At 72.6% G+C, this 18,636-nt stretch carries 13 protein-coding genes; 7 read left to right on the top strand and 6 right to left on the bottom strand.

Annotated elements, in window-relative coordinates:
• Positions 1–5: 5 nt before the first annotated feature.
• From AC3WRM_RS13025 to AC3WRM_RS13000, 6 genes are all read right to left on the bottom strand, one after another.
• Positions 6–1,034: an adenosine deaminase gene (locus AC3WRM_RS13025; protein ID WP_492248265.1), complete on the bottom strand. Its 1,029-nt coding sequence runs from the start codon at positions 1,032–1,034 to the stop codon at positions 6–8.
• Positions 1,031–1,465 carry a hypothetical protein gene (locus AC3WRM_RS13020; protein WP_492248264.1) on the bottom strand — a complete coding sequence of 145 codons (435 nt, stop codon included), beginning with the start codon at positions 1,463–1,465 and terminating at the stop codon, positions 1,031–1,033. The genes AC3WRM_RS13025 and AC3WRM_RS13020 overlap by 4 nt, the downstream gene beginning before the upstream one ends.
• A gap of 132 nt (positions 1,466–1,597) precedes the next feature.
• Positions 1,598–4,135: a glycoside hydrolase family 65 protein gene (locus AC3WRM_RS13015; protein ID WP_492248263.1), complete on the bottom strand. Its 2,538-nt coding sequence runs from the start codon at positions 4,133–4,135 to the stop codon at positions 1,598–1,600.
• The gene (locus AC3WRM_RS13010; protein WP_492248262.1) at positions 4,135–4,845 is read right to left on the bottom strand and encodes an HAD family hydrolase; all 711 of its coding nucleotides are present in this window, start codon (positions 4,843–4,845) and stop codon (positions 4,135–4,137) included. The genes AC3WRM_RS13015 and AC3WRM_RS13010 overlap by 1 nt, the downstream gene beginning before the upstream one ends.
• 119 nt (positions 4,846–4,964) lie before the next feature.
• Positions 4,965–5,693, bottom strand: a complete 729-nt coding sequence (locus AC3WRM_RS13005) for a hypothetical protein (protein ID WP_492248261.1) — start codon at positions 5,691–5,693, stop codon at positions 4,965–4,967.
• On the bottom strand, positions 5,686–6,426 hold the full coding sequence (locus AC3WRM_RS13000) for a helix-turn-helix domain-containing protein (RefSeq protein WP_492248260.1): 741 nt from the start codon (positions 6,424–6,426) through the stop codon (positions 5,686–5,688). Before AC3WRM_RS13000 ends, AC3WRM_RS13005 begins: the two co-directional genes overlap by 8 nt.
• Before the next feature lie 294 nt (positions 6,427–6,720).
• Here AC3WRM_RS13000 and malQ point away from each other — a divergent pair, with 294 nt between their 5' ends.
• The 7 genes from malQ to glgX (AC3WRM_RS12965) all read left to right on the top strand — a co-directional run bounded on the left by malQ (position 6,721) and on the right by glgX (AC3WRM_RS12965) (position 18,589).
• Positions 6,721–8,685 (top strand): 4-alpha-glucanotransferase, encoded by a 1,965-nt coding sequence (gene malQ, locus AC3WRM_RS12995; RefSeq protein ID WP_492270929.1) that lies wholly within the window; start codon positions 6,721–6,723, stop codon positions 8,683–8,685.
• 63 nt (positions 8,686–8,748) lie between these two features.
• Entirely contained in the window at positions 8,749–10,860 is a 2,112-nt protein-coding gene (gene glgX / locus AC3WRM_RS12990) for a glycogen debranching protein GlgX (protein WP_492248258.1), read from the top strand.
• Complete coding sequence (gene treY / locus AC3WRM_RS12985) at positions 10,857–13,163, top strand: malto-oligosyltrehalose synthase (RefSeq protein WP_492248257.1); 2,307 nt, start codon at positions 10,857–10,859, stop codon at positions 13,161–13,163. Before glgX (AC3WRM_RS12990) ends, treY begins: the two co-directional genes overlap by 4 nt.
• A gap of 224 nt (positions 13,164–13,387) precedes the next feature.
• On the top strand, positions 13,388–14,392 hold the full coding sequence (locus tag AC3WRM_RS12980; RefSeq protein WP_492248256.1) for an aldo/keto reductase family protein: 1,005 nt from the start codon (positions 13,388–13,390) through the stop codon (positions 14,390–14,392).
• A gap of 2 nt (positions 14,393–14,394) precedes the next feature.
• Positions 14,395–16,068, top strand: coding sequence for a malto-oligosyltrehalose trehalohydrolase (gene treZ / locus AC3WRM_RS12975; RefSeq protein WP_492248255.1), 1,674 nt, complete (start codon positions 14,395–14,397; stop codon positions 16,066–16,068).
• Between the two features lie 25 nt (positions 16,069–16,093).
• The gene (locus AC3WRM_RS12970; RefSeq protein WP_492248254.1) at positions 16,094–16,234 is read left to right on the top strand and encodes a hypothetical protein; all 141 of its coding nucleotides are present in this window, start codon (positions 16,094–16,096) and stop codon (positions 16,232–16,234) included.
• Positions 16,235–16,462: 228 nt separating this feature from the next.
• Complete coding sequence (gene glgX, locus AC3WRM_RS12965; RefSeq protein ID WP_492248253.1) at positions 16,463–18,589, top strand: glycogen debranching protein GlgX; 2,127 nt, start codon at positions 16,463–16,465, stop codon at positions 18,587–18,589.
• Positions 18,590–18,636 lie beyond the last annotated feature (47 nt).

Genomic DNA, 18,636 nt, shown 5'->3' with positions numbered 1-18,636 from the left:
GCGGGTCAGACGGCGTCGAGCTCGGCGCGGATCGACGTCTTGACCGCGTCGGGCGCGAACGAGGCGTCGACGGCTGCCCGTGCGAGGTCGACCACGCCCGTGCGGTCGAGGGACAGCAGGTCGGCCGCGACCGCGTACTCCCGGGTGAGGGTCGTGCCGAACATGGGCGGGTCGTCGCTGTTGATCGTGACCGGGACGCCCGCGGTGACCAGCGTCGGGAGCGGGTGCTCGGCGAGGGACGGCGTCGACCGGGTGCAGACGTTCGACGTGGGGCACACCTCGAGGGCGATGCCGCGCTCGGCGAGCAGCGCCATGAGGGCGGGATCCTGCGCGGCCGCGATGCCGTGACCGATCCGCTCGGCGCCGAGGTGCTCGATCGCGTCGCGGATCGTCTGCGGGCCGGTCGACTCCCCGGCGTGCGGGACGCTGTGCAGCCCCGCGGCGCGCGCGGCGGCGAAGTGGTCCGCGAACTGCGGACGGGGCACGCCGATCTCCGGTCCGCCGAGCCCGAACCCGACGAGGGCGTCGGGGGCGTGGTTGAGGGCCACGTCGAGCGTGACGTCGGCCGCCTCGAGGCCCGACTCGCCGGGGATGTCGAAGATCCAGCGCAGCACGAGCCCGGTGTCGGCCTCGACCCGACGTCGCGCGTCCTCGACGGCGTCGACGTACGCCTCGACGGGGATGCCGCGGACGATGGACGTGTACGGGGTGAGCGTCAGCTCGGCGTAGCGCACGTTCTGCGCCGCGAGGTCGGTGCCGACCTGGTGCGTGAGGGTCCAGATGTCCTCGGGCGTGCGCAGCAGGTCGACGACCGAGAGGTAGACCTCGACGAAGTGCGCGAAGTCCGTGAACCGGAAGTAGTCGGCGAGCGCGGTGGGGTTGGTGGGCACGGGCGTGCTGCCCTCGTGCCGGGCCGCCAGCTCGGCGACGGCCTCGACCGACGCGGAGCCGACGTGGTGCACGTGCAGCTCGGCCTTCGGGAGGTCCTGCAGGAACGCGAGGTCGACGCACTCGACGTCCTGCGGCCCGCTCACGGCTGCTCGGCGGTGTCGTCGGGGTCCGGCACCAGGGTCAGGTGCGGCTGCGCGGCCTGCTGCCGCTCGACGACGCTGCCCCGGTCGGCGAACTCGACCTCGAGCGACAGCACGTTCTCGTCCTGCAGGTCGAAGGTCACGCGGCGGGCGGTCGCGGTGAGGTTGCCGGCCTTGCCCTCGGCGAGCCACTCGGTGCTGCCGTCGTCGCTGACCAGGCCCACCCGGGCCTGCTCGCCGCGCTGGCCGCGGAAGACGACGGGGCCGGGGCCGCTGTCGCGGATGACGAGCGCACCGCGGCTGACCCGGCGGTCGTCGGTCTCGACGGTGGGCGCCTCGTCTCCGCCGACCCGCCCGAACGACCACTTCTGGTCGACGAGGACGACGTCCTCCCCGGACCTGCCGTCACTGACCTCGTACCTGACGATCAACACACCCAGCAGTCTAGGGCGGGTGCGGCAGGGGTCGCGAGACGGACCGGCCGCCCGTGCGCGTTGACGTGGGGCCCCACGTGAACGCGCAGAAGGCGCGCCTGCTTGCGGTGGGGGGAGCCGGAGACCTGTGGCTCAGGCGCCGGGAACGATGGCGGAGATGACCGTGCCGTCGGAGCGGCGGGTGCCGATCGGGCTGGGCGGCTGGCCCTCCAGGCGCGGACCCTGGCCGTGGAGCGGCACGGTGACGGGCGCGTCGGGCCCGACCACGACCTCGGCGCCCCGCACCTCGAAGGCCAGGTGCCCGGTGCCGTCCTCGACCACGAGCTCCAGCTCGTCGGGGCGGACCGTCACCCGCACCCGCGTGCCGCGCAGCGTCAGCCGGTAGGTGAGCGACTCCCAGTCGTCGGGCAGGCGCGGGTCCATCGTCCACTGGCCGGCGCCGAGGTCGCGGAAGCCGCCGAACCCGGCCGCGACCGCGCTCCACACGCCGCCCGTCGACGCGACGTGCACGCCGTCGGACGTGTTCCCGTGCCGGTCGGCGAGGTCGACGAACAGCGCGGACAGGAAGTAGCGGTACGCGAGGTCGTGGTACCCGACCTCGGAGGCGATGATCGACTGCACGACCGCCGACAACGTGGAGTCGCCGGTGGTGATCGGGTCGTAGTACTCGAAGTCGGCACGCTTCTGCTCCGGGGTGAAGTCCTCACCCTGCAGGAACAGCGCCAGCACGACGTCGGCCTGCTTCAGCACCTGGAACCGGTAGATGACCAGCGGGTGGTAGTGCAGCAGCAGCGGCCGCTTGTCGAGCGGCGTGTGGTCGAGGTCCCACATCTCGCGCTCGAGGAAGTGCGAGTCCTGCGGGTGGATGCCGAGGTGCTCGTCGAACGGGATGCTCATGTTGCGGGCCGCGCGACCCCACTCCTCGACCTCCTCGTCGGTGAGCGACAACCGGGCCTTCGCCTCGGCGTACGCCGTGGGGTTCGAGTGCTGCAGCGTGCGCACGGCCTCGGCCGCCCGGCGCAGGTTGAAGCGCGCCATGACGTTCGTGTACAGGTTGTCGTTCACGACCGTCGTGTACTCGTCGGGCCCCGTGACACCGTGGATGTGGAAGGTGCTGCCCTCCTCGCTGCGCCAGAAGCCGAGGTCGGCCCACAGCCGCGCGGTCTCCACGAACACGTCGATGCCCTCGCGGTCGAGGAACTCGACGTCTCCGGTGGCCCCGACGTACTGGCTCAGCGCGTACGCGATGTCGGCGTCGATGTGGTACTGCGCGGTGCCGGCGGCGTAGTAGGCCGACGCCTCCTCGCCGTTGATGGTGCGCCAGGGGAACAGCGCGCCCTTCTGCGCGAGCTGGCCGGCCCGGCGGCGGGCGGCGTCGAGCAGGGAGTACCGGAAGCGCAGCGCGTTCCGTGCGGCGCGCGGCGTGGTGTACGTCAGGAACGGCATGACGTAGACCTCAGTGTCCCAGAAGTAGTGGCCGCCGTAGCCGGAGCCGGTGACACCCTTCGCGGGGATGCCCTGGCCCTCCGCCCGGGCCGCGGCCTGCACGATCGAGAACAGGTTCCAGCGGATCGCCTGCTGCACCTCCGGCTGTCCGGGCACCTCCACGTCGGCGCGCGCCCAGAAGGCGTCGAGCCACGTGCGCTGCTCGGCGCGCAGCTCGGGCACGCCGAGGTCGCGGGCGCGGTCGAGGGTGCGGCGGCAGCGGTCGAGCAGCTCGCGCGACGGCACCCCGCGCGACGTGTGGTAGGCGACCGTCTTGGTCAGCCGGACGGGGACGCCCGGCTGGGCGGCGATCCGGTACGTGGTCTTCGCGAGGTCGTCGCCGGTGACGACCCGGCTCGTGAACTCGTTCTCGGTGACGATGTCGTGGTCGGCCATCACGCCGAGCGTCATGCCGCTCTCCGCGCACCGGAAGCCGAGCGCGACGCGGCCGGTGTCGGTGTCGCCCTCGTTCGTCTGGGGCTCCAGCACCCGTCGGGTCAGCTGCTCGGCCTTGCGCGGGTCGCTGCCCTCGCCCATGGCCTTGTGCCGCACGTGGTACTCGTCCTCGCCGTCCTGCCGGTTGAGGATCTGCGACGAGATCGCCACCGGGGCGGGGTCGTCGAGCAGGGTCACCTCGAACGTCATCACCGCGAGGTGCTTCTGCTCCAGGCTGACCATGCGCGTCGACTCCACGAGCACCCGCTTCCCCGACGGGGTGCGCCACAGCAGGCGGCGTCGGAGCACGCCGTCGCGCAGGTCGAGCGAGCGCTCGTACTCGTGCAGGTCGGCCACCGAGAGCAGCAGCGGCTCGTCGTCGACGTAGAGCCGGATGATCTTCGCGTCCGGCGCGTTGACGATCGTCTGCCCGACACGCGCGAACCCGAAGGCCTCCTCGGCGTGCTGGATGGGCCACGTCTCGTGGAAGCCGTTCACGAAGGTGCCGTGCGTGTGGGAGTCGCGACCCTCCTCGACGTTGCCGCGCAGGCCGAGGTAGCCGTTGCCGACGGCGAACAGCGTCTCGGTGAGGCCGAGGTCGCCGGCGTCGTAGCGACGCTCGGTGAGCCGCCACTCGTCGGCGGGCCAGCGCGAGCGGTCGAGGAAGTCGCGCACGGGCGGCGCCTCGTGCGACGGTCCGAGACCGCGGTCCTCGTCGACGGGCTCGGTGGCCTGGTCCAGCGGCGACATCAGACGAGCTCCTGCAGGTCGTCGACCACGACATCGGCGCCGTGCTCGCGCAGCGCGTCGGCACCGGCTCCGCGGTCGACCCCGACGACGAGGCCGAAGCGTCCGGCGCGGCCCGCCGCCACGCCCGACGTGGCGTCCTCGAGCACCACCGCGCGCGACGGCTCGACGTCGAGCTGCTGCCCGGCGAACAGGTACGTGTCGGGGGCCGGCTTGCCCGCCAGCTGGCGGTCGGCGGCGACGGCGCCGTCGACGATGATCGGGAACCGCTCGATGAGGCCGGCGGCACGCAGGACCTTGGGCGCGTTGCGCGAGCTGGAGACCACGGCCACCTTCGTGCCGCGCTCGGCGAGCGCGTCGAGCAGGGCGACGGAGCCGGGGTAGGCCTCGACGCCGTCGCGGTCGAGGATCTCCTCGAAGAGGACGTTCTTGCGGTTGCCGAGCCCGCCGACGGTCTCCTCCTCGGGCGCGTCGTCGGGCGTGCCCTCGGGCAGCTCGATGCCGCGTGACTCCAGGAAGGAGCGGACGCCGTCGTAGCGCGGCTTGCCGTCGACGTAGCGGTAGTAGTCGGCGTCGGTGTACGGCTCCTCGACACCGCGCTGCGTCAGCACGTCGTTGAACATCTGGTCCCAGGCGCGCCGGTGCACCTCGGCGGTCGGCGTGATCACGCCGTCGAGGTCGAAGAGGGCCGCGTCGTAGTCGCTCCAGTCCACGCGAGCAGCCTAGGCCGGTCTCGTGTCGGCCACGTGAACGGTGTCGAGTTCGCGGGCTGACCCGGCGACGCTCGTCCGCGCAGTGGTCCCCGGGAGAGAGCCGTGCCACGGTCGCTGCCTCAGAGACCGGCGGCGCGCTCGAGCCGGTCCAGCCCGTCCAGCGCACCCTCCACCTGCAGCACGGCGACCTCCTCGCGGCAGATCTCCAGCATGGACCGCAGGCGCTGCCGGTCCTTGGGCCCCAGGGTCGTCTCACGGAAGTCGCGAGCACTGACGAGGGTCGCCATGATCGCGAAGTCGACGCAGTGCCGAGCCGCTGCTCCGTCCGCCGGGATCTTCGTGCGTGCTGCGGCCTTCCCGATCAAGGCGGCCACCAGGTTCGGCCGGATGACGGTCCCGATCCTCGTGCCGACGGCGACCTCGACCGGACGGGAGCGCGCGAGGGCCTGCGTCGTCCCCGGCGCCTCGAGGCTCGGCGCTCCCCCGACACCGTGCCGCAAGGCCGCGCGCTCACCGATGCCCTCGGGAAGGAGGACGTCGATCTGCGCCTCGTCCCGCCGCCACCGGTGCTGGAGCCCGTCTCCGGAGGTGTCCGGCCGGAAGCCCATCTCCTGGAGGACCGCCGTGAACCTCTCCAGCATGTCGCTCGTTGCCCGCACGTCGACGACCGCGTCGACGTCGTTCGTGGCCCGAGCAGGAGCCGCACCGCGTTCGGCGCAGTGCAGGTGCACGAGCTGGCCGCCGATGAGGGTCCACCCCTCGGGGAGTCGCTCCCACAGGTCCATGAGCGCGTGCCACGACTGTTCCTGCTTGATGCCCATGGCCGGCATCTCGATCGGCTCAGTCACCGCGCGCGCCGACCTCGGCCCCGGACCAGGGCGTGACGCGGCGGGCTGCCAGGAGTGCTTCGTGCCTCTCCCTCACCCCGGAGTACTCGGCGAGGTCCGCCGCGTGCAGCAGGTCCGACTCCATCACCCGCTCGGTCGCGTACGGTCCAGCGGCAGAGCTCAGCACGTGCAGGACGACGTTCGCGCGCGAACGCGACGCGGGTGACAGGAGGTGGACGTCGACGATCTCCGGCAGGTCCTCAGCTCGGACGTAGCCCTCCGCGACGTCCGCGGCGGAGAGACTGGAGCCCGGATGGTCGAGGCCGGACACGGTGACACGGGAGTCACCGCGCACCCCGTCGAGGTCGCGGGACGATGCGACGAACAAGCGCCTCTCTGCCCGGTGCCGCAGAGCGTGCCCGAGGAGGACGGTGATCTCGTCCAGGTCGGCGAGGGCCGCAGCACTGCGTAGCGCGCGAAGTCGGGCACGTGCTCGGGAACGCTCCGGTGGGGCGAAGTACTCGTGCAGGAGTCGTCCGTCGCTGGCGGCTGCCAGCAGCGCCCAGGCGGACCTCTCCGAGAGAGGACGTCCCGGCCTCTTCCGATGACGTAGCTCCAGCACGTCCACGTCGGAGACGAGCCAACGACCTCCGACCTTCTCCGCAGCGAGCGAACCGTCCTGGATGCGCTCCTGGACACGCCTCGCCGAGACGCCCAGGCGTTGCGCCGCCTCGCTCACGCTCAGCTGGGACATGTCGTGATCCCCTCCCAGGACGGACCCATTGAGACAATCATACGCGTTCTGGAAGGATTGCAGCAATGACGCGATGCGCGCCATCCATGCCATCCATGCCATCCATGCCCTCGAGCAGCCCTGATGCTCCCGAGATGCACTCCCCTGGGCATGAGCCCACCCACCAGCGCAGGGTCCTGACAGGGACGAGGTGACCGGCGCGGGACGCCACGACGATCCGACCCACGAGTGCGTCGGGACACACGGGCCTCGCCGGAGTGGTGGGCCGAGCCGTCCGCGACCATGCTGGGCGTCATGGCCTTCCCCGACGACGACCTCGCCGCACTCGCCGCGGCCCACGGCGTCGCCGTGTCCTACGAGGGGTCCGACCGCAGCCCGGTCGACGTCGACCCCGACGTGGTCGTCGCGGTGCTCGCCGAGCTCGGTGTCGACGCGAGCACGCCGGAGTCGGTCGCGCTCGCGCTGGACGACGTCAGGTCGACGCGCTCGCCCGTGCCCGGCACGGTGGCCGTGGTGCAGGGTCGGGCGCGCGACCTCGGCGCCCGCGGTCGGATGGAGCTCGAGGACGGTTCCGCCCTCGACGTGGACGGGGTGCTGCCGGCGGACCTGCCTCTCGGTTGGCACCGGCTCGTCACCGACGACGGGGACGAGGTCACGGTCGTCGTGGCGCCGGCCCGGCTGCCGGAGGTGCCGCGCACCTGGGGCTGGATGCTGCAGCTGTACTCCGTCCACTCGTCGGGCTCGTGGCAGATGGGCGACCTCGCCGACCTGGCCGAGCTCGCGCGGCGTGCCGCGACCGAGCAGGGCGCGGGCGTGCTGCTCGTGAACCCCGTCCAGGCGTTCGTGCCGGCGACCCCGCTCGTCCGCTCCCCCTACTCGCCGTCGAGCCGACGCTTCGCGAGCCCGCTCTACCTGCGCGTGACCGACGTGGCCGCGTTCGCCGCCGCCGACGACGCCACCCGCGAGCAGGTGCTCGGCCTCGCGCCCGACCCGGCGCCCGCCGACGACCTGCTCGACCACGACGCCGTCTGGGCGGCCAAGCGCCAGGCGCTCGAGCTGCTGCGACCCTTCGCGTCGGCCGACGAGGACCCTGACCTCGACGCCGAGCCCGACCTCGCGGCCTTCGCGACGTTCTCCGCGCTCGCCGAGCGGCACGGTGCCGACTGGCGCGAGTGGCCGGAGGAGCTGCGCGACCCGACGTCGGACGCCGTGGCGCGCAGTCGCGCGGACCTGGCCGACCGCGTCGCGTTCCACGCCTGGCTGCAGCACCTGTGCCGCGAGCAGCTCGACGCCGCCCGCGACGCCGCGCACGACGCCGGGATGGCCGTCGGTCTCGTGCACGACCTGCCCGTGGGCGTCCACCCCGGCGGCGCCGACGCGTGGGCGCTGCAGGACGTGTTCGCCTCGGACGTCCGCGTGGGCTGCCCCGCGGACGCGTTCAACCCCCTCGGCCAGGACTGGGGCCTGCCGCCCTGGCGGCCCGACCGGCTCCTCGAGACGGGCTACGCCCCGTTCCGCGACGTGGTGCGCAGCGTGCTGCGCCACGGCGACGGCATCCGCGTCGACCACGTCGCCGGGCTCTGGCGGCTCTGGTGGATCCCCCCGGGAGAGCCGGCCCACCGCGGCGCCTACGTGCACTACGACGCCGACGTGATGCTCGCGGTGCTGCTGCTCGAGGCCACGCGCGCCGGCGCCGTCGTGGTGGGTGAGGACCTCGGCACGGTCGAGGACGTCGTCACCCGGACGATGCACGAGCGCGGCGTGCTCAGCTCGGCCGTGCTGTGGTTCGAGCGCGACTGGGACGCCCCCGGCCAGCCGCACGTGCCCCCTCGGGAGTGGGAGCCGGAGACGATGGCCAGCATCAGCACGCACGACCTCCCGACGGTCGAGGGCTGGCTGCGCGACGAGCGCATCCGCGTGCAGGCCGACCTCGACCTGCTCGGCGAGCCCCTCGAGGAGGCGCTCGCCACCGCCGCCGCCGACCGCGAGGCGCTGCTGGCTCTGCTGCGCGAGGAGGGCATCGACACCGACGACCTGCTCGTCGCGCTGCACGCCGTCATCGCGCCGGCGGCGTCGCGGCTCGTGCTCAGCTCGCCCGCCGACGCCGTGGGGCAGGTGCGCCAGCCGAACCTGCCCGGCACGGTCGACGAGTACCCGAACTGGCGGGTGCGCCTGCCCGTCGACCTCGACGCGTTCTTCGACCACGACCGGGTCCGGGCAGCGGTGGCGCCCCTGCGAGCGGCCCGGCCGACCCCCTGACCCGCACCACCCCGCCCCCACGACCCCACCCCCATGACCCCACCCCCCTGACGAGGAGACCCCGTGCGCACCTGGCCCGGATCGCCCTACCCGCTCGGCGCCACGTACGACGGCACCGGGACCAACTTCGCCCTGTTCTCCGAGGTCGCCGACCACGTGGAGCTGTGCCTCTTCGACGAGACCGGCACCGAGACCCGGGTCCGGCTCGAGGAGGTCGACGGCTTCGTGCACCACGGTTTCCTGCCGGGTGTCGGCCCCGGCCAGCGCTACGGGTACCGGGTGCACGGCCCGTGGGACCCCGAGCAGGGTCTGCGCTGCAACCCCCAGAAGCTGCTCATCGACCCGTACGCGAAGGCGATCCAGGGCCAGCCCGACTGGGACCCGTCGCTGTTCGCCTACGAGATGGGCTCCCCGGAGGAGCCGAACGACGACGACTCGGCCGGTCACGTGCCGTTCTCGCTCGTCGTCGACCCGTACTTCGACTGGGCCGACGACCGGCTGCCGCGCCACCCGTACCGCGAGACGATCGTGTACGAGGCGCACGTGCGGGGCCTGACGATGACGCACCCCGACGTCCCCGAGGAGCTGCGCGGCACCTACGGCGCGCTCGCCCACCCGGCGATCGTGGAGCACCTGACCGGTCTCGGGGTGACGGCGATCGAGCTGCTCCCGGTGCACCAGTTCGTCACCGACCACTACCTGGTCGAGAAGGACCTGACGAACTACTGGGGCTACAACACGATCGGCTTCTTCGCCCCGCACGACGCGTACGCCTCGCAGCCCGGCCGCCAGGTGCAGGAGTTCAAGGGCATGGTGCGCGAGCTGCACGCCGCCGGGATCGAGGTCGTCCTCGACGTGGTCTACAACCACACGGCGGAGGGCAACCACCTCGGCCCGACGCTCTCGATGCGCGGCATCGACAACCAGGCCTACTACCGCCTCGTCGAGGACGACCCGCAGCACTACATGGACTACACGGGCACGGGCAACTCCCTGAACGTGCGCCACCCCAGCCCGCTGCAGCTGATCATGGACTCGCTGCGCTACTGGGTGACCGAGATGCACGTCGACGGGTTCCGCTTCGATCTCGCCGCCACGCTCGCCCGCGAGTTCTACGACGTCGACAAGCTCGCCACGTTCTTCGAGCTCGTGCAGCAGGACCCGGTGGTCAGCCAGGTCAAGCTCATCGCCGAGCCGTGGGACGTCGGGCCCGGCGGGTACCAGGTGGGCAACTTCCCGCCGCTCTGGACGGAGTGGAACGGTCTGTACCGCGACACGGTCCGCGACTTCTGGCGCGGCGAGCCGGCCACCCTCGGCGAGTTCGCGTCCCGCATCAGCGGCTCGTCGGACCTGTACCAGGACACGGGGCGCCGGCCCTACGCGTCGATCAACTTCGTCACCGCCCACGACGGGTTCACGCTCGACGACCTCGTCTCCTACGAGCAGAAGCACAACGACGCCAACGGCGAGGACGGCCGCGACGGCGCCGACGACAACCGTTCCTGGAACTGCGGCGTCGAGGGCCCGACCGACGACCCGGAGGTGCTCGACCTGCGCCGGCGCCAGCGTCGCAACTTCCTGGCCACGCTGCTGCTGTCGCAGGGCGTGCCGATGGTGCTGCACGGCGACGAGCTGGGCCGCTCGCAGGGTGGCAACAACAACGTCTACTGCCAGGACAACGAGACGTCGTGGGTCGACTGGGACCTCGACGAGCACGAGCACGCCCTGCTCGGCTTCACGTCGGCGCTCGCGGCGTTCCGCACCGCGCACCCCGTGTTCCGCCGCCGTCGCTTCTTCCAGGGCAAGCCGGTCCGCAAGGCCGACGAGCTGCGCGACATCGCCTGGTTCACCCCGGCCGGCGAGGAGATGACCGACGAGAACTGGGACGACGACTTCGGTCGGGCGGTCGCCGTGTTCCTCAACGGCCGGGCGATCGACGAACGTGACGAGCGGGGCGAGCGGGTGGTCGACGACTCGTTCCTGCTCGCCTTCAACGCCCACCACGAGGACATCACCTTCACCGTCCCCGACGGCGAGTACGCGAGCACCTGGGGCGTCGTCGTCGACACGGCCACCGGAAGCGTCCACGAGCCCGGCGACGACCTCGTCGAGGGCGGCGCGACGATCGACGTCACGGCCCGCTCCCTCGTGGTGCTGCAGCGGGTCGAGTCGTGAGCGCTCCCAGCTCGACCTACCGCCTGCAGCTGCGCCCGGAGTTCGGCTTCGCCGAGGCGCAGGCGCTCGTGCCGTACCTGCAGGACCTCGGCGTCGGCGCGGTGTACGTCTCCCCCGTGCTCGACGCGACGCCCGGCTCGACCCACGGCTACGACGTCACCGACCCCACCCGCGCGCGCCCGGAGCTCGGTGGCCCCGAGGGCTGGGACGCGTTCACGGCTGCCGCGCGCGACGCGGGGCTCGGCCTGGTCGTCGACGTCGTGCCCAACCACATGTCGGTCGAGGTGCCACGCGCCAACCCGTGGTGGTGGTCGGTGCTGGCCGAGGGGGAGGCGTCGCCCTGGGCGGGACACTTCGACGTCGACTGGACGCGCGGGCGCGTGCTCGTGCCGGTGCTGGGCGACGACGCCGACGTGGCGGAGCTGTCCGTCGACGGCGACGAGCTGACGTACTACGACCACCGGTTCCCGGTCGACCGCGCCACTCTCGAGGACCCGGGCTTCGCGTCGATGACGCCGCAGGAGGTGCACGACCGGCAGCACTACGAGCTGGTCGGCTGGCGTCGCGGCGGGTCGGAGCTGAACTACCGGCGCTTCTTCGACATCACGACGCTCGCCGCCGTGCGGGTGGAGGACCCGGCGGTCTTCGACGACACCCACCGCGAGGTGCTGCGCTGGGTCGGCGAGGGTCGGGTGACGGGTCTGCGCATCGACCACCCCGACGGGCTCGCCGACCCGGGCGGCTACCTGCGACGTCTGCACGACGCCGCTCCCGACGCCTGGCTGGTGGTCGAGAAGATTCTGCACCCGGGCGAGGAGCTGCCGACGACCTGGCCGGTCGACGGCACCACGGGCTACGACGCGATGCGCGAGGTCGCCGGCGTGCTGCTCGACCCGGCCGGCGAGGCACCCTGGCAGGCGCTCGCCGACCGACTCGGCGCGCCGGCCGACTACGCGGCGGTCGAGGAGGACGCCCGGCGCATGGTCACCCGGAAGGTGCTCGTGGCCGAGGTGCGTCGGATCGCGGCGCTGCTGCGCGACGTGCACGAGGACGCCGCTCGGACCGCCGTGGCCGAGACGATGGTCGCGTTCGGCGTCTACCGCTCCTACCTGCCCGAGGCGGGACGCGAGGCGTGGGACGCAGCCGTCGAGCGGGCCCGCGCGCGGCGGCCCGACGTCGACCCGGCGATCCGCGCCCTCGACCTGCAGGTGACCGAGGACCCGACCGGCGAGCTCGCGACCCGCATCCAGCAGACGTCGGGGATGGTCGTCGCCAAGGGGACAGAGGACACGACCTTCTACCGCTTCACCCGGTTCGCGGCGCTCAACGAGGTCGGCGGCTCCCCGGACGTCTGGGGCGTCGACGTCGAGGGCTTCCACGCGCTGGCCGCGGCGCGCGAGGCCGACCACCCGGCGGCCATGACCGCCCTGACGACGCACGACACGAAGCGGTCCGAGGACACCCGCGCGCGCATGCTGGTGCTCGCCGAGCTGGGCGAGGAGGTCACGTCGACCGTCGAGGACTGGTCGGCGCGCTGCGGGATCGACGAGCCGGCGCTCGACCTCCTCGCGTGGCAGACGCTGCTCGGAGCCTGGCCGATCAGCGACGAGCGGCTCTCGGACTACCTGCTGAAGGCCGCGCGCGAGTCGAAGGTCCGGACCACGTGGACCGAGACGGACGAGGCGTTCGAGGAGTCGGTCGCGACGTGGCCCGCGCGCGTGCGCTCCGAGCTCGGTCCGGAGGTGCAGGCCCTGGTCGGGAGGATCCGGGCCCTCGGCTGGACGGTGTCGCTGTCGCAGAAGCTGCTGCAGCTGGCGGGCCCCGGCGTCCCCGACGTCTACCAGGGCACGGAGGGCTGGGACTTCTCCCTCGTGGACCCCGACAACCGACGTCCCGTCGACCACGACGCGTTCCGCACCCTGCTGCGTCGCCTCGACGACGGCTGGCTGCCCGAGCTCGACGCGTCGGGCGCGGCGAAGACGTCGCTCGTGCGTCGGGTGCTGCGACTCCGCAGGGACCGGCCCGACCTGTTCCGCGGGTACACCCCGCTGGCGGCGTCGGGACCGGCTGCCGAGCACGCGCTCGCGTTCGGCCGCAGCGACGACCTGGTCGCCGTCGCGACCCGTCTCCCGGTCGGGCTCGAGCGGCGCGGCGGCTGGGGCGAGACCACCCTCCCCCTCGAGACGGGGTCGTGGACCGACGTGCTGACGGGTGCCACGTCCGCGGGCGGCGACGTCCGGCTCGCCGACCTCCTGGCCACCTACCCCGTCGCCCTCCTCACCCGCCCCCCGCTGGTCGAGTAGCGGCCACGCGCTGGGGGCACCTCCCGCTTGCGGGGGCGGAACGAGCGACGTGGCCGCGTATCGAGACCACCCGGCAACGGCTCAGCGCAAGGCGACCCACGCTGATCCGCCGAGACTGGTCTCGATACGTCTCCGCCACGCTCGTTCCTCACGGGCGTCGACTACTCGACCAGCGAGGTGCTCGCCCGGGTCGCGGGACGGCGCAGCGCGCCTAGGCTCGGAGCATGGAGTTCAGGTACCTCGGGAACAGCGGCCTCAAGGTCAGCGAGATCATCTACGGCAACTGGCTGACCCACGGCTCGCAGGTCGAGAACGACGCGGCCACGGCATGCGTGCGGGCGGCGCTCGACGCCGGCATCACGACCTTCGACACCGCCGACGTGTACGCCAACGGCAAGGCCGAGAGCGTGCTCGGCGAGGCGCTGAAGGGCGAGCGGCGCGCGTCGCTGGAGATCCTCACCAAGGTCTACTGGCCCACCGGACCCGGCGGGCCCAACGACACCGGACTCTCCCGCAAGCACATCATGGAGTCGATCGACGGCTCGCTGCAGCGGCTCCAGACCGACTACGTCGACCTCTTCCAGGCGCACCGCTACGACCACGAGACGCCGCTGGAGGAGACGATGCAGGCGTTCGCCGACGTCGTCCGCGCCGGCAAGGCGCACTACATCGGCGTCAGCGAGTGGACCGCCGACCAGATCCGCGCGGGGCAGGAGCTCGCCCGTGACCTCGGCTTCCGACTCGTCTCGAACCAGCCGCAGTACTCGATGCTCTGGCGCGTCATCGAGGGCGAGGTCGTGCCCGCGAGCCGGGAGCTGGGCCTGTCGCAGATCGTGTGGTCGCCGATCGCCCAGGGCGTGCTCACCGGCAAGTACGAGCCCGGCGCCGCCCCGCCCGAGGGCAGCCGCGCGACCGACGAGAAGGGCGGCGCCGACATGATCGAGCGCTTCCTCGACGACGAGGTGCTCACCGCCGTGCAGGGGCTGCGTCCCGTCGCCGACGACCTCGGCATCACCATGGCCCAGCTCGCCATCGCGTGGGTGCTCGCGAACGACAACGTCGCCGGCGCGATCGTCGGCGCCTCGCGCCCGGAGCAGGTCGAGTCGAACGCGGCCGCCAGCGGGATCACCCTCGACGACGACGTGCTCGCGACCATCGACGAGGTGCTGGGCAGCATCCCGACGACCGACCCGAGCAAGACGGCGTCGCCGCCCACGCGGGTGGTCTGAGCGTGGCCGTCACCCTCTGGGCCCCCGACCACGACCGCGTCCGCGTGCGGATCGACGGCGTCGAGCACCGCATGCAGGCGTGGGAGCCCGGCGAGGCGCGCTCGGGGTGGTGGTGGCACGACGTCGACCTCGCGCCGGGCACCGACTACGCGTTCCTGCTGGGCGACGACGACACCCCGCTGCCCGACCCTCGCTCCGTCTGGCAGCCGCACGGCGTGCACGCGGCGTCACGTACCTACGACCACGACGCGTTCGCGTGGACGGACGACGGCTGGGAGGGTCGCGCCCTGCGCGGTGCCGTGGTCTACGAGCTGCACGTCGGCACGTTCACACCGGGCCGCACCTTCGACGCCGCCGTCGAGCGGCTCGACCACCTCGTCGACCTCGGCGTCGACCTGGTGGAGGTGCTGCCGGTCAACAGCTTCGACGGCCCGTACGGCTGGGGCTACGACGGCGTGCTGTGGGGCGCGGTGCACGAGCCGTACGGCGGACCCGACGGCTTCAAGCGGTTCGTCGACGCCTGCCACGCCCGGGGCCTCGGCGTCGTGCTCGACGTCGTCTACAACCACCTCGGCCCGTCCGGCGCGTACCTCGACCGCTTCGGTCCGTACTTCGCCGGCGAGAACGACTGGGGCCCCGGCCTCAACCTCGACGGCGAGGGCTCCGACGAGGTGCGTCGCTACGTGCTCGACAACGCGATCTCGTGGTTCGAGGACTTCCACGTCGACGCGCTGCGCCTCGACGCCGTGCACGCGCTGTCCGACGCGAGGGCGCTCACGATCCTGGAGGAGCTGTCGCTGGAGACCGAGCGGGCGTCGCAGCGGCTCGGTCGTCCGCTGTCGCTCGTCGCGGAGTCCGACCGCAACGACCCGCGCACGGTCGTCCCGCGCGACCAGCACGGTCTCGGCATGGACGCGCAGTGGGCCGACGACGTGCACCACGCGCTGCACGTGGCGCTCACCGGCGAGACCGACGGCTACTACGCCGACTTCGCCGAGCCCGGCGCGCTCGCCAAGGTGCTGCGCGGCGCGTTCTTCCACGACGGCACGTGGTCGTCGTTCCGCGGCCGCACGCACGGTCGTCCCGTCGACGTCCACGCCGTGCCCGGTCACGCGTTCGTGACGTACCTGCAGGACCACGACCAGGTCGGCAACCGAGCCACGGGCGACCGCATCTCGGAGGCCGTCTCGCCGGACCTGCTGGCGTGCGGCGCTGCGCTGGTGCTGCTCGGACCGTTCACGCCGATGCTCTTCATGGGCGAGGAGTGGGCCGCGAGCACGCCGTGGCAGTTCTTCGCCTCCTTCCCCGACCCCGAGCTGGCCGAGGCCGTGCGCACCGGACGTCGGCGCGAGTTCGGCCGGCACGGCTGGGGCGAGTCGGAGGTGCCCGACCCGATGGACCCCGCGACCCTCGAGCGCTCGACGCTGCGGTGGGAGGAGCTCGACGAGCCCCGGCACCGTGGCGTGCTGGAGGTCTACCGCTCGCTGGTCGCGCTGCGCCGCGCCCACCCCGAGCTGCGAGACCCGTCCCTCGTGGACACGAGGGTCGAGGTCGCCGACGACGACCGCCGCGTGCTCCTGCACCGCGGCCCGTTCGTCGTCGACGTCGACCTGGACGCCGAGCGGGCCGAGGTGCGCCGCGGCGACGCGGTGCTGTGGTCGTCCGGCGAGCGCTGAGGCCGCGCCCGCCGCACACTGAGGCATGAGCGACATGCCGAGCGAGGATCCTCGCAAGCACGAGGACTGGGACGACGACCAGAAGCACAAGAAGCAGGACCCGGGTGTCGAGGGCGACGTCGACGACCCGGACGCCCCCGCCCCCTTCACGGGTCCGTACTCCTGACCCCTCGCCCGTCGCCGGTCGAGTAGACCCTCCTGCGACACCCTCGCCGGTCGAGCAGACCCACCCGCGACACCCTCGCTGGTCGAGACCCTCCTGCGACGAAGGAGCATGGAGGGTCGTATCGAGACCACCCGGCAACGGCTCAGCGCGAGCCACACCGCCGGGAACCTCCCCGACGTCACGACGGACCAGCCCGCACCGGACCCACCGCCTGAGAGACTGGGGCGCATGACGTCGAGCCCGCAGGACCTGCCCGTGCTCGCCGGCCGCCCGTTCCCGCTGGGCGCCCACCCGGAGGCGGGGGGTGTCCGGTTCGCCGTCGCGAGCAGCGTGGCCGAGCGGGTCGAGCTGTGCCTCGTCGACGACGACGGCAGCGAGCGCCGCATCGAGCTGACCGAGCGCACCTTCGGGGTGTGGCACGGCCTCGTCCAGGGCGTCCTGCCCGGGCAGACGTACGGGTACCGCGTGCACGGCCCGTACGAGCCGAAGACCGGCCTGCGGTGCAACCCGCACAAGATCCTGCTCGACCCCTACGCGCGCCGGGTCACCGGCGCGCTCACGGACATGGAGGCCGCCCGCGGGTGGGCCGACGACCCCGAGGGGGTCGAGATGTCGACCGTCGACTCCCTCGGCCACGTGCCGCTCGCCGTCGTCACGAGCCCCGGCGGCCCCGACACCGGCACGAAGCCCGAGGTGCCGTTCGAGGAGACCGTCGTCCTCGAGCTGCACGTCAAGGGCTTCACCCAGCAGCACCCCGACGTCCCGGAGCACCTGCGCGGCACCTACCTCGGCCTCGCGCACCCCGCGGTGGTCGAGCACCTGCTGCGGCTCGGCGTCACCACGGTCGAGCTGCTGCCCGTGCAGGCGTTCACCGACGAGCCGTCGCTCGTGGCGGCCGGCCGGCACAACTACTGGGGCTACTCGCCGCTCGGCTACTTCGCGCCGCACCCGGGCTACGCGAGCGAGCCCGGGCGCGAGGTCGAGGAGTTCCGCACCATGGTCGCCGCGCTGCACGCCGCGGGCATCGAGGTCCTCGTCGACGTCGTCTACAACCACACCTGCGAGGGCGGCCCGGACGGACCGACGCTCAGCCTGCGCGGGCTCGAGGCGCCGGCCTACTACCTGCACGACGACGACGGGCACATGGCCGACATCACCGGCTGCGGGAACACGCTGGAGGCCGGGTCGCCCGCGGTGGTCCGCCTCGTCACCGACTCGCTGCGCTACTGGGCCACCGAGCTCGGCGTCGACGGGTTCCGCTTCGACCTCGCCTCCACGATGGGCCGGCCGCACGGCGGCGCCTTCGACCGCGACAGCACCCTCCTGACCGCCATCACCACCGACCCGGTGCTCGCCCGCTGCAAGCTCGTCGCCGAGCCGTGGGACGCGACCGGCGAGGGGTACCGCGTCGGCGCGTTCGGTGCGCAGTGGGCCGAGTGGAACGGCATGTACCGCGACACGGTGCGCGACTTCTGGCGCGGCGCGTCCGCTGGCGTCGACCAGCTCGCGTACCGCCTGTCCGGCTCCTCCGACCTGTACGACCACACCCTGCGCCGACCGTGGCAGTCGATCAACTTCGTCACCGCCCACGACGGCTTCACGCTGCGCGACCTCGTCTCCTACGACCACAAGCACAACGAGGCGAACGGTGAGGACAACCGCGACGGGACCGACGACAACCGCTCCTGGAACCACGGCGTCGAGGGCGAGACCGACGACCCCGACGTGCTGACCTTGCGGACGCGCCAGGCGCGCAACCTGCTGGCCACCCTGCTGCTGTCGACCGGCACCCCCATGTTCGTCGCCGGCGACGAGCGCTGGCGCACGCAGGGCGGCAACAACAACGCCTACTGCCTCGACGACCCGACCTCGTGGGTCGACTGGACGTCGACGCCCGAGAGCGACGCGATGCTCGCCTTCACGCGGCGCGTCGTGCACCTGCGCGCGAACAGTCCGGCGCTGCGACAGGCGGAGTTCTTCGACGGCCGCACGACGCCGACCGGCCGGCCCGACCTCATCTGGCTGCGCCCCGACGGCCACGAGATGACCGAGCCCGACTGGCTCGACCCGGAGCGACGCACCCTCGGCATGTGGATCGACGGCTCCCACAGCCAGTCCCGCACCCGTGAGGGCGAGCTGCTCACCGACCACTCGTGGCTGCTCCTGCTGCACGCCGGGGCCGAGCCGGTCGACGTCGTCCTTCCGGGCCCGGAGTTCGGGGAGACGTTCGAGCCGACCCTCGACACGACGTCCGCGGACGGGTCGCCGGCCTCGACCGACCCGTTTCCCGCGGGAGGACGGGTGACGGTGCAGGGTCGATCGCTCCTGCTGCTGAAGGCGCCGCGCCAGGACTGAGGCCTCGGCGGATCGCGCAACCCCCCGAACCTGGGTACGTTCGAGAC

Source organism: Aeromicrobium sp. EU05-FHT14F07, assembly GCF_058790455.1.
Note: the sequence above shows the minus strand (reverse complement) of the source record. Positions and strands in the feature narration are given on the sequence as shown.

Coding starts and splice junctions, on each gene's coding strand:
- AC3WRM_RS13000 (WP_492248260.1), bottom strand. CDS start 6,426: ATGTCCCAGCTGAGCGTGAGCGAGGCGGCGCAACGCCTGGGCGTCTCG.
- AC3WRM_RS12970 (WP_492248254.1), top strand. CDS start 16,094: ATGAGCGACATGCCGAGCGAGGATCCTCGCAAGCACGAGGACTGGGAC.
- AC3WRM_RS12980 (WP_492248256.1), top strand. CDS start 13,388: ATGGAGTTCAGGTACCTCGGGAACAGCGGCCTCAAGGTCAGCGAGATC.
- malQ (WP_492270929.1), top strand. CDS start 6,721: ATGGCCTTCCCCGACGACGACCTCGCCGCACTCGCCGCGGCCCACGGC.
- AC3WRM_RS13015 (WP_492248263.1), bottom strand. CDS start 4,135: ATGTCGCCGCTGGACCAGGCCACCGAGCCCGTCGACGAGGACCGCGGT.
- glgX (WP_492248253.1), top strand. CDS start 16,463: ATGACGTCGAGCCCGCAGGACCTGCCCGTGCTCGCCGGCCGCCCGTTC.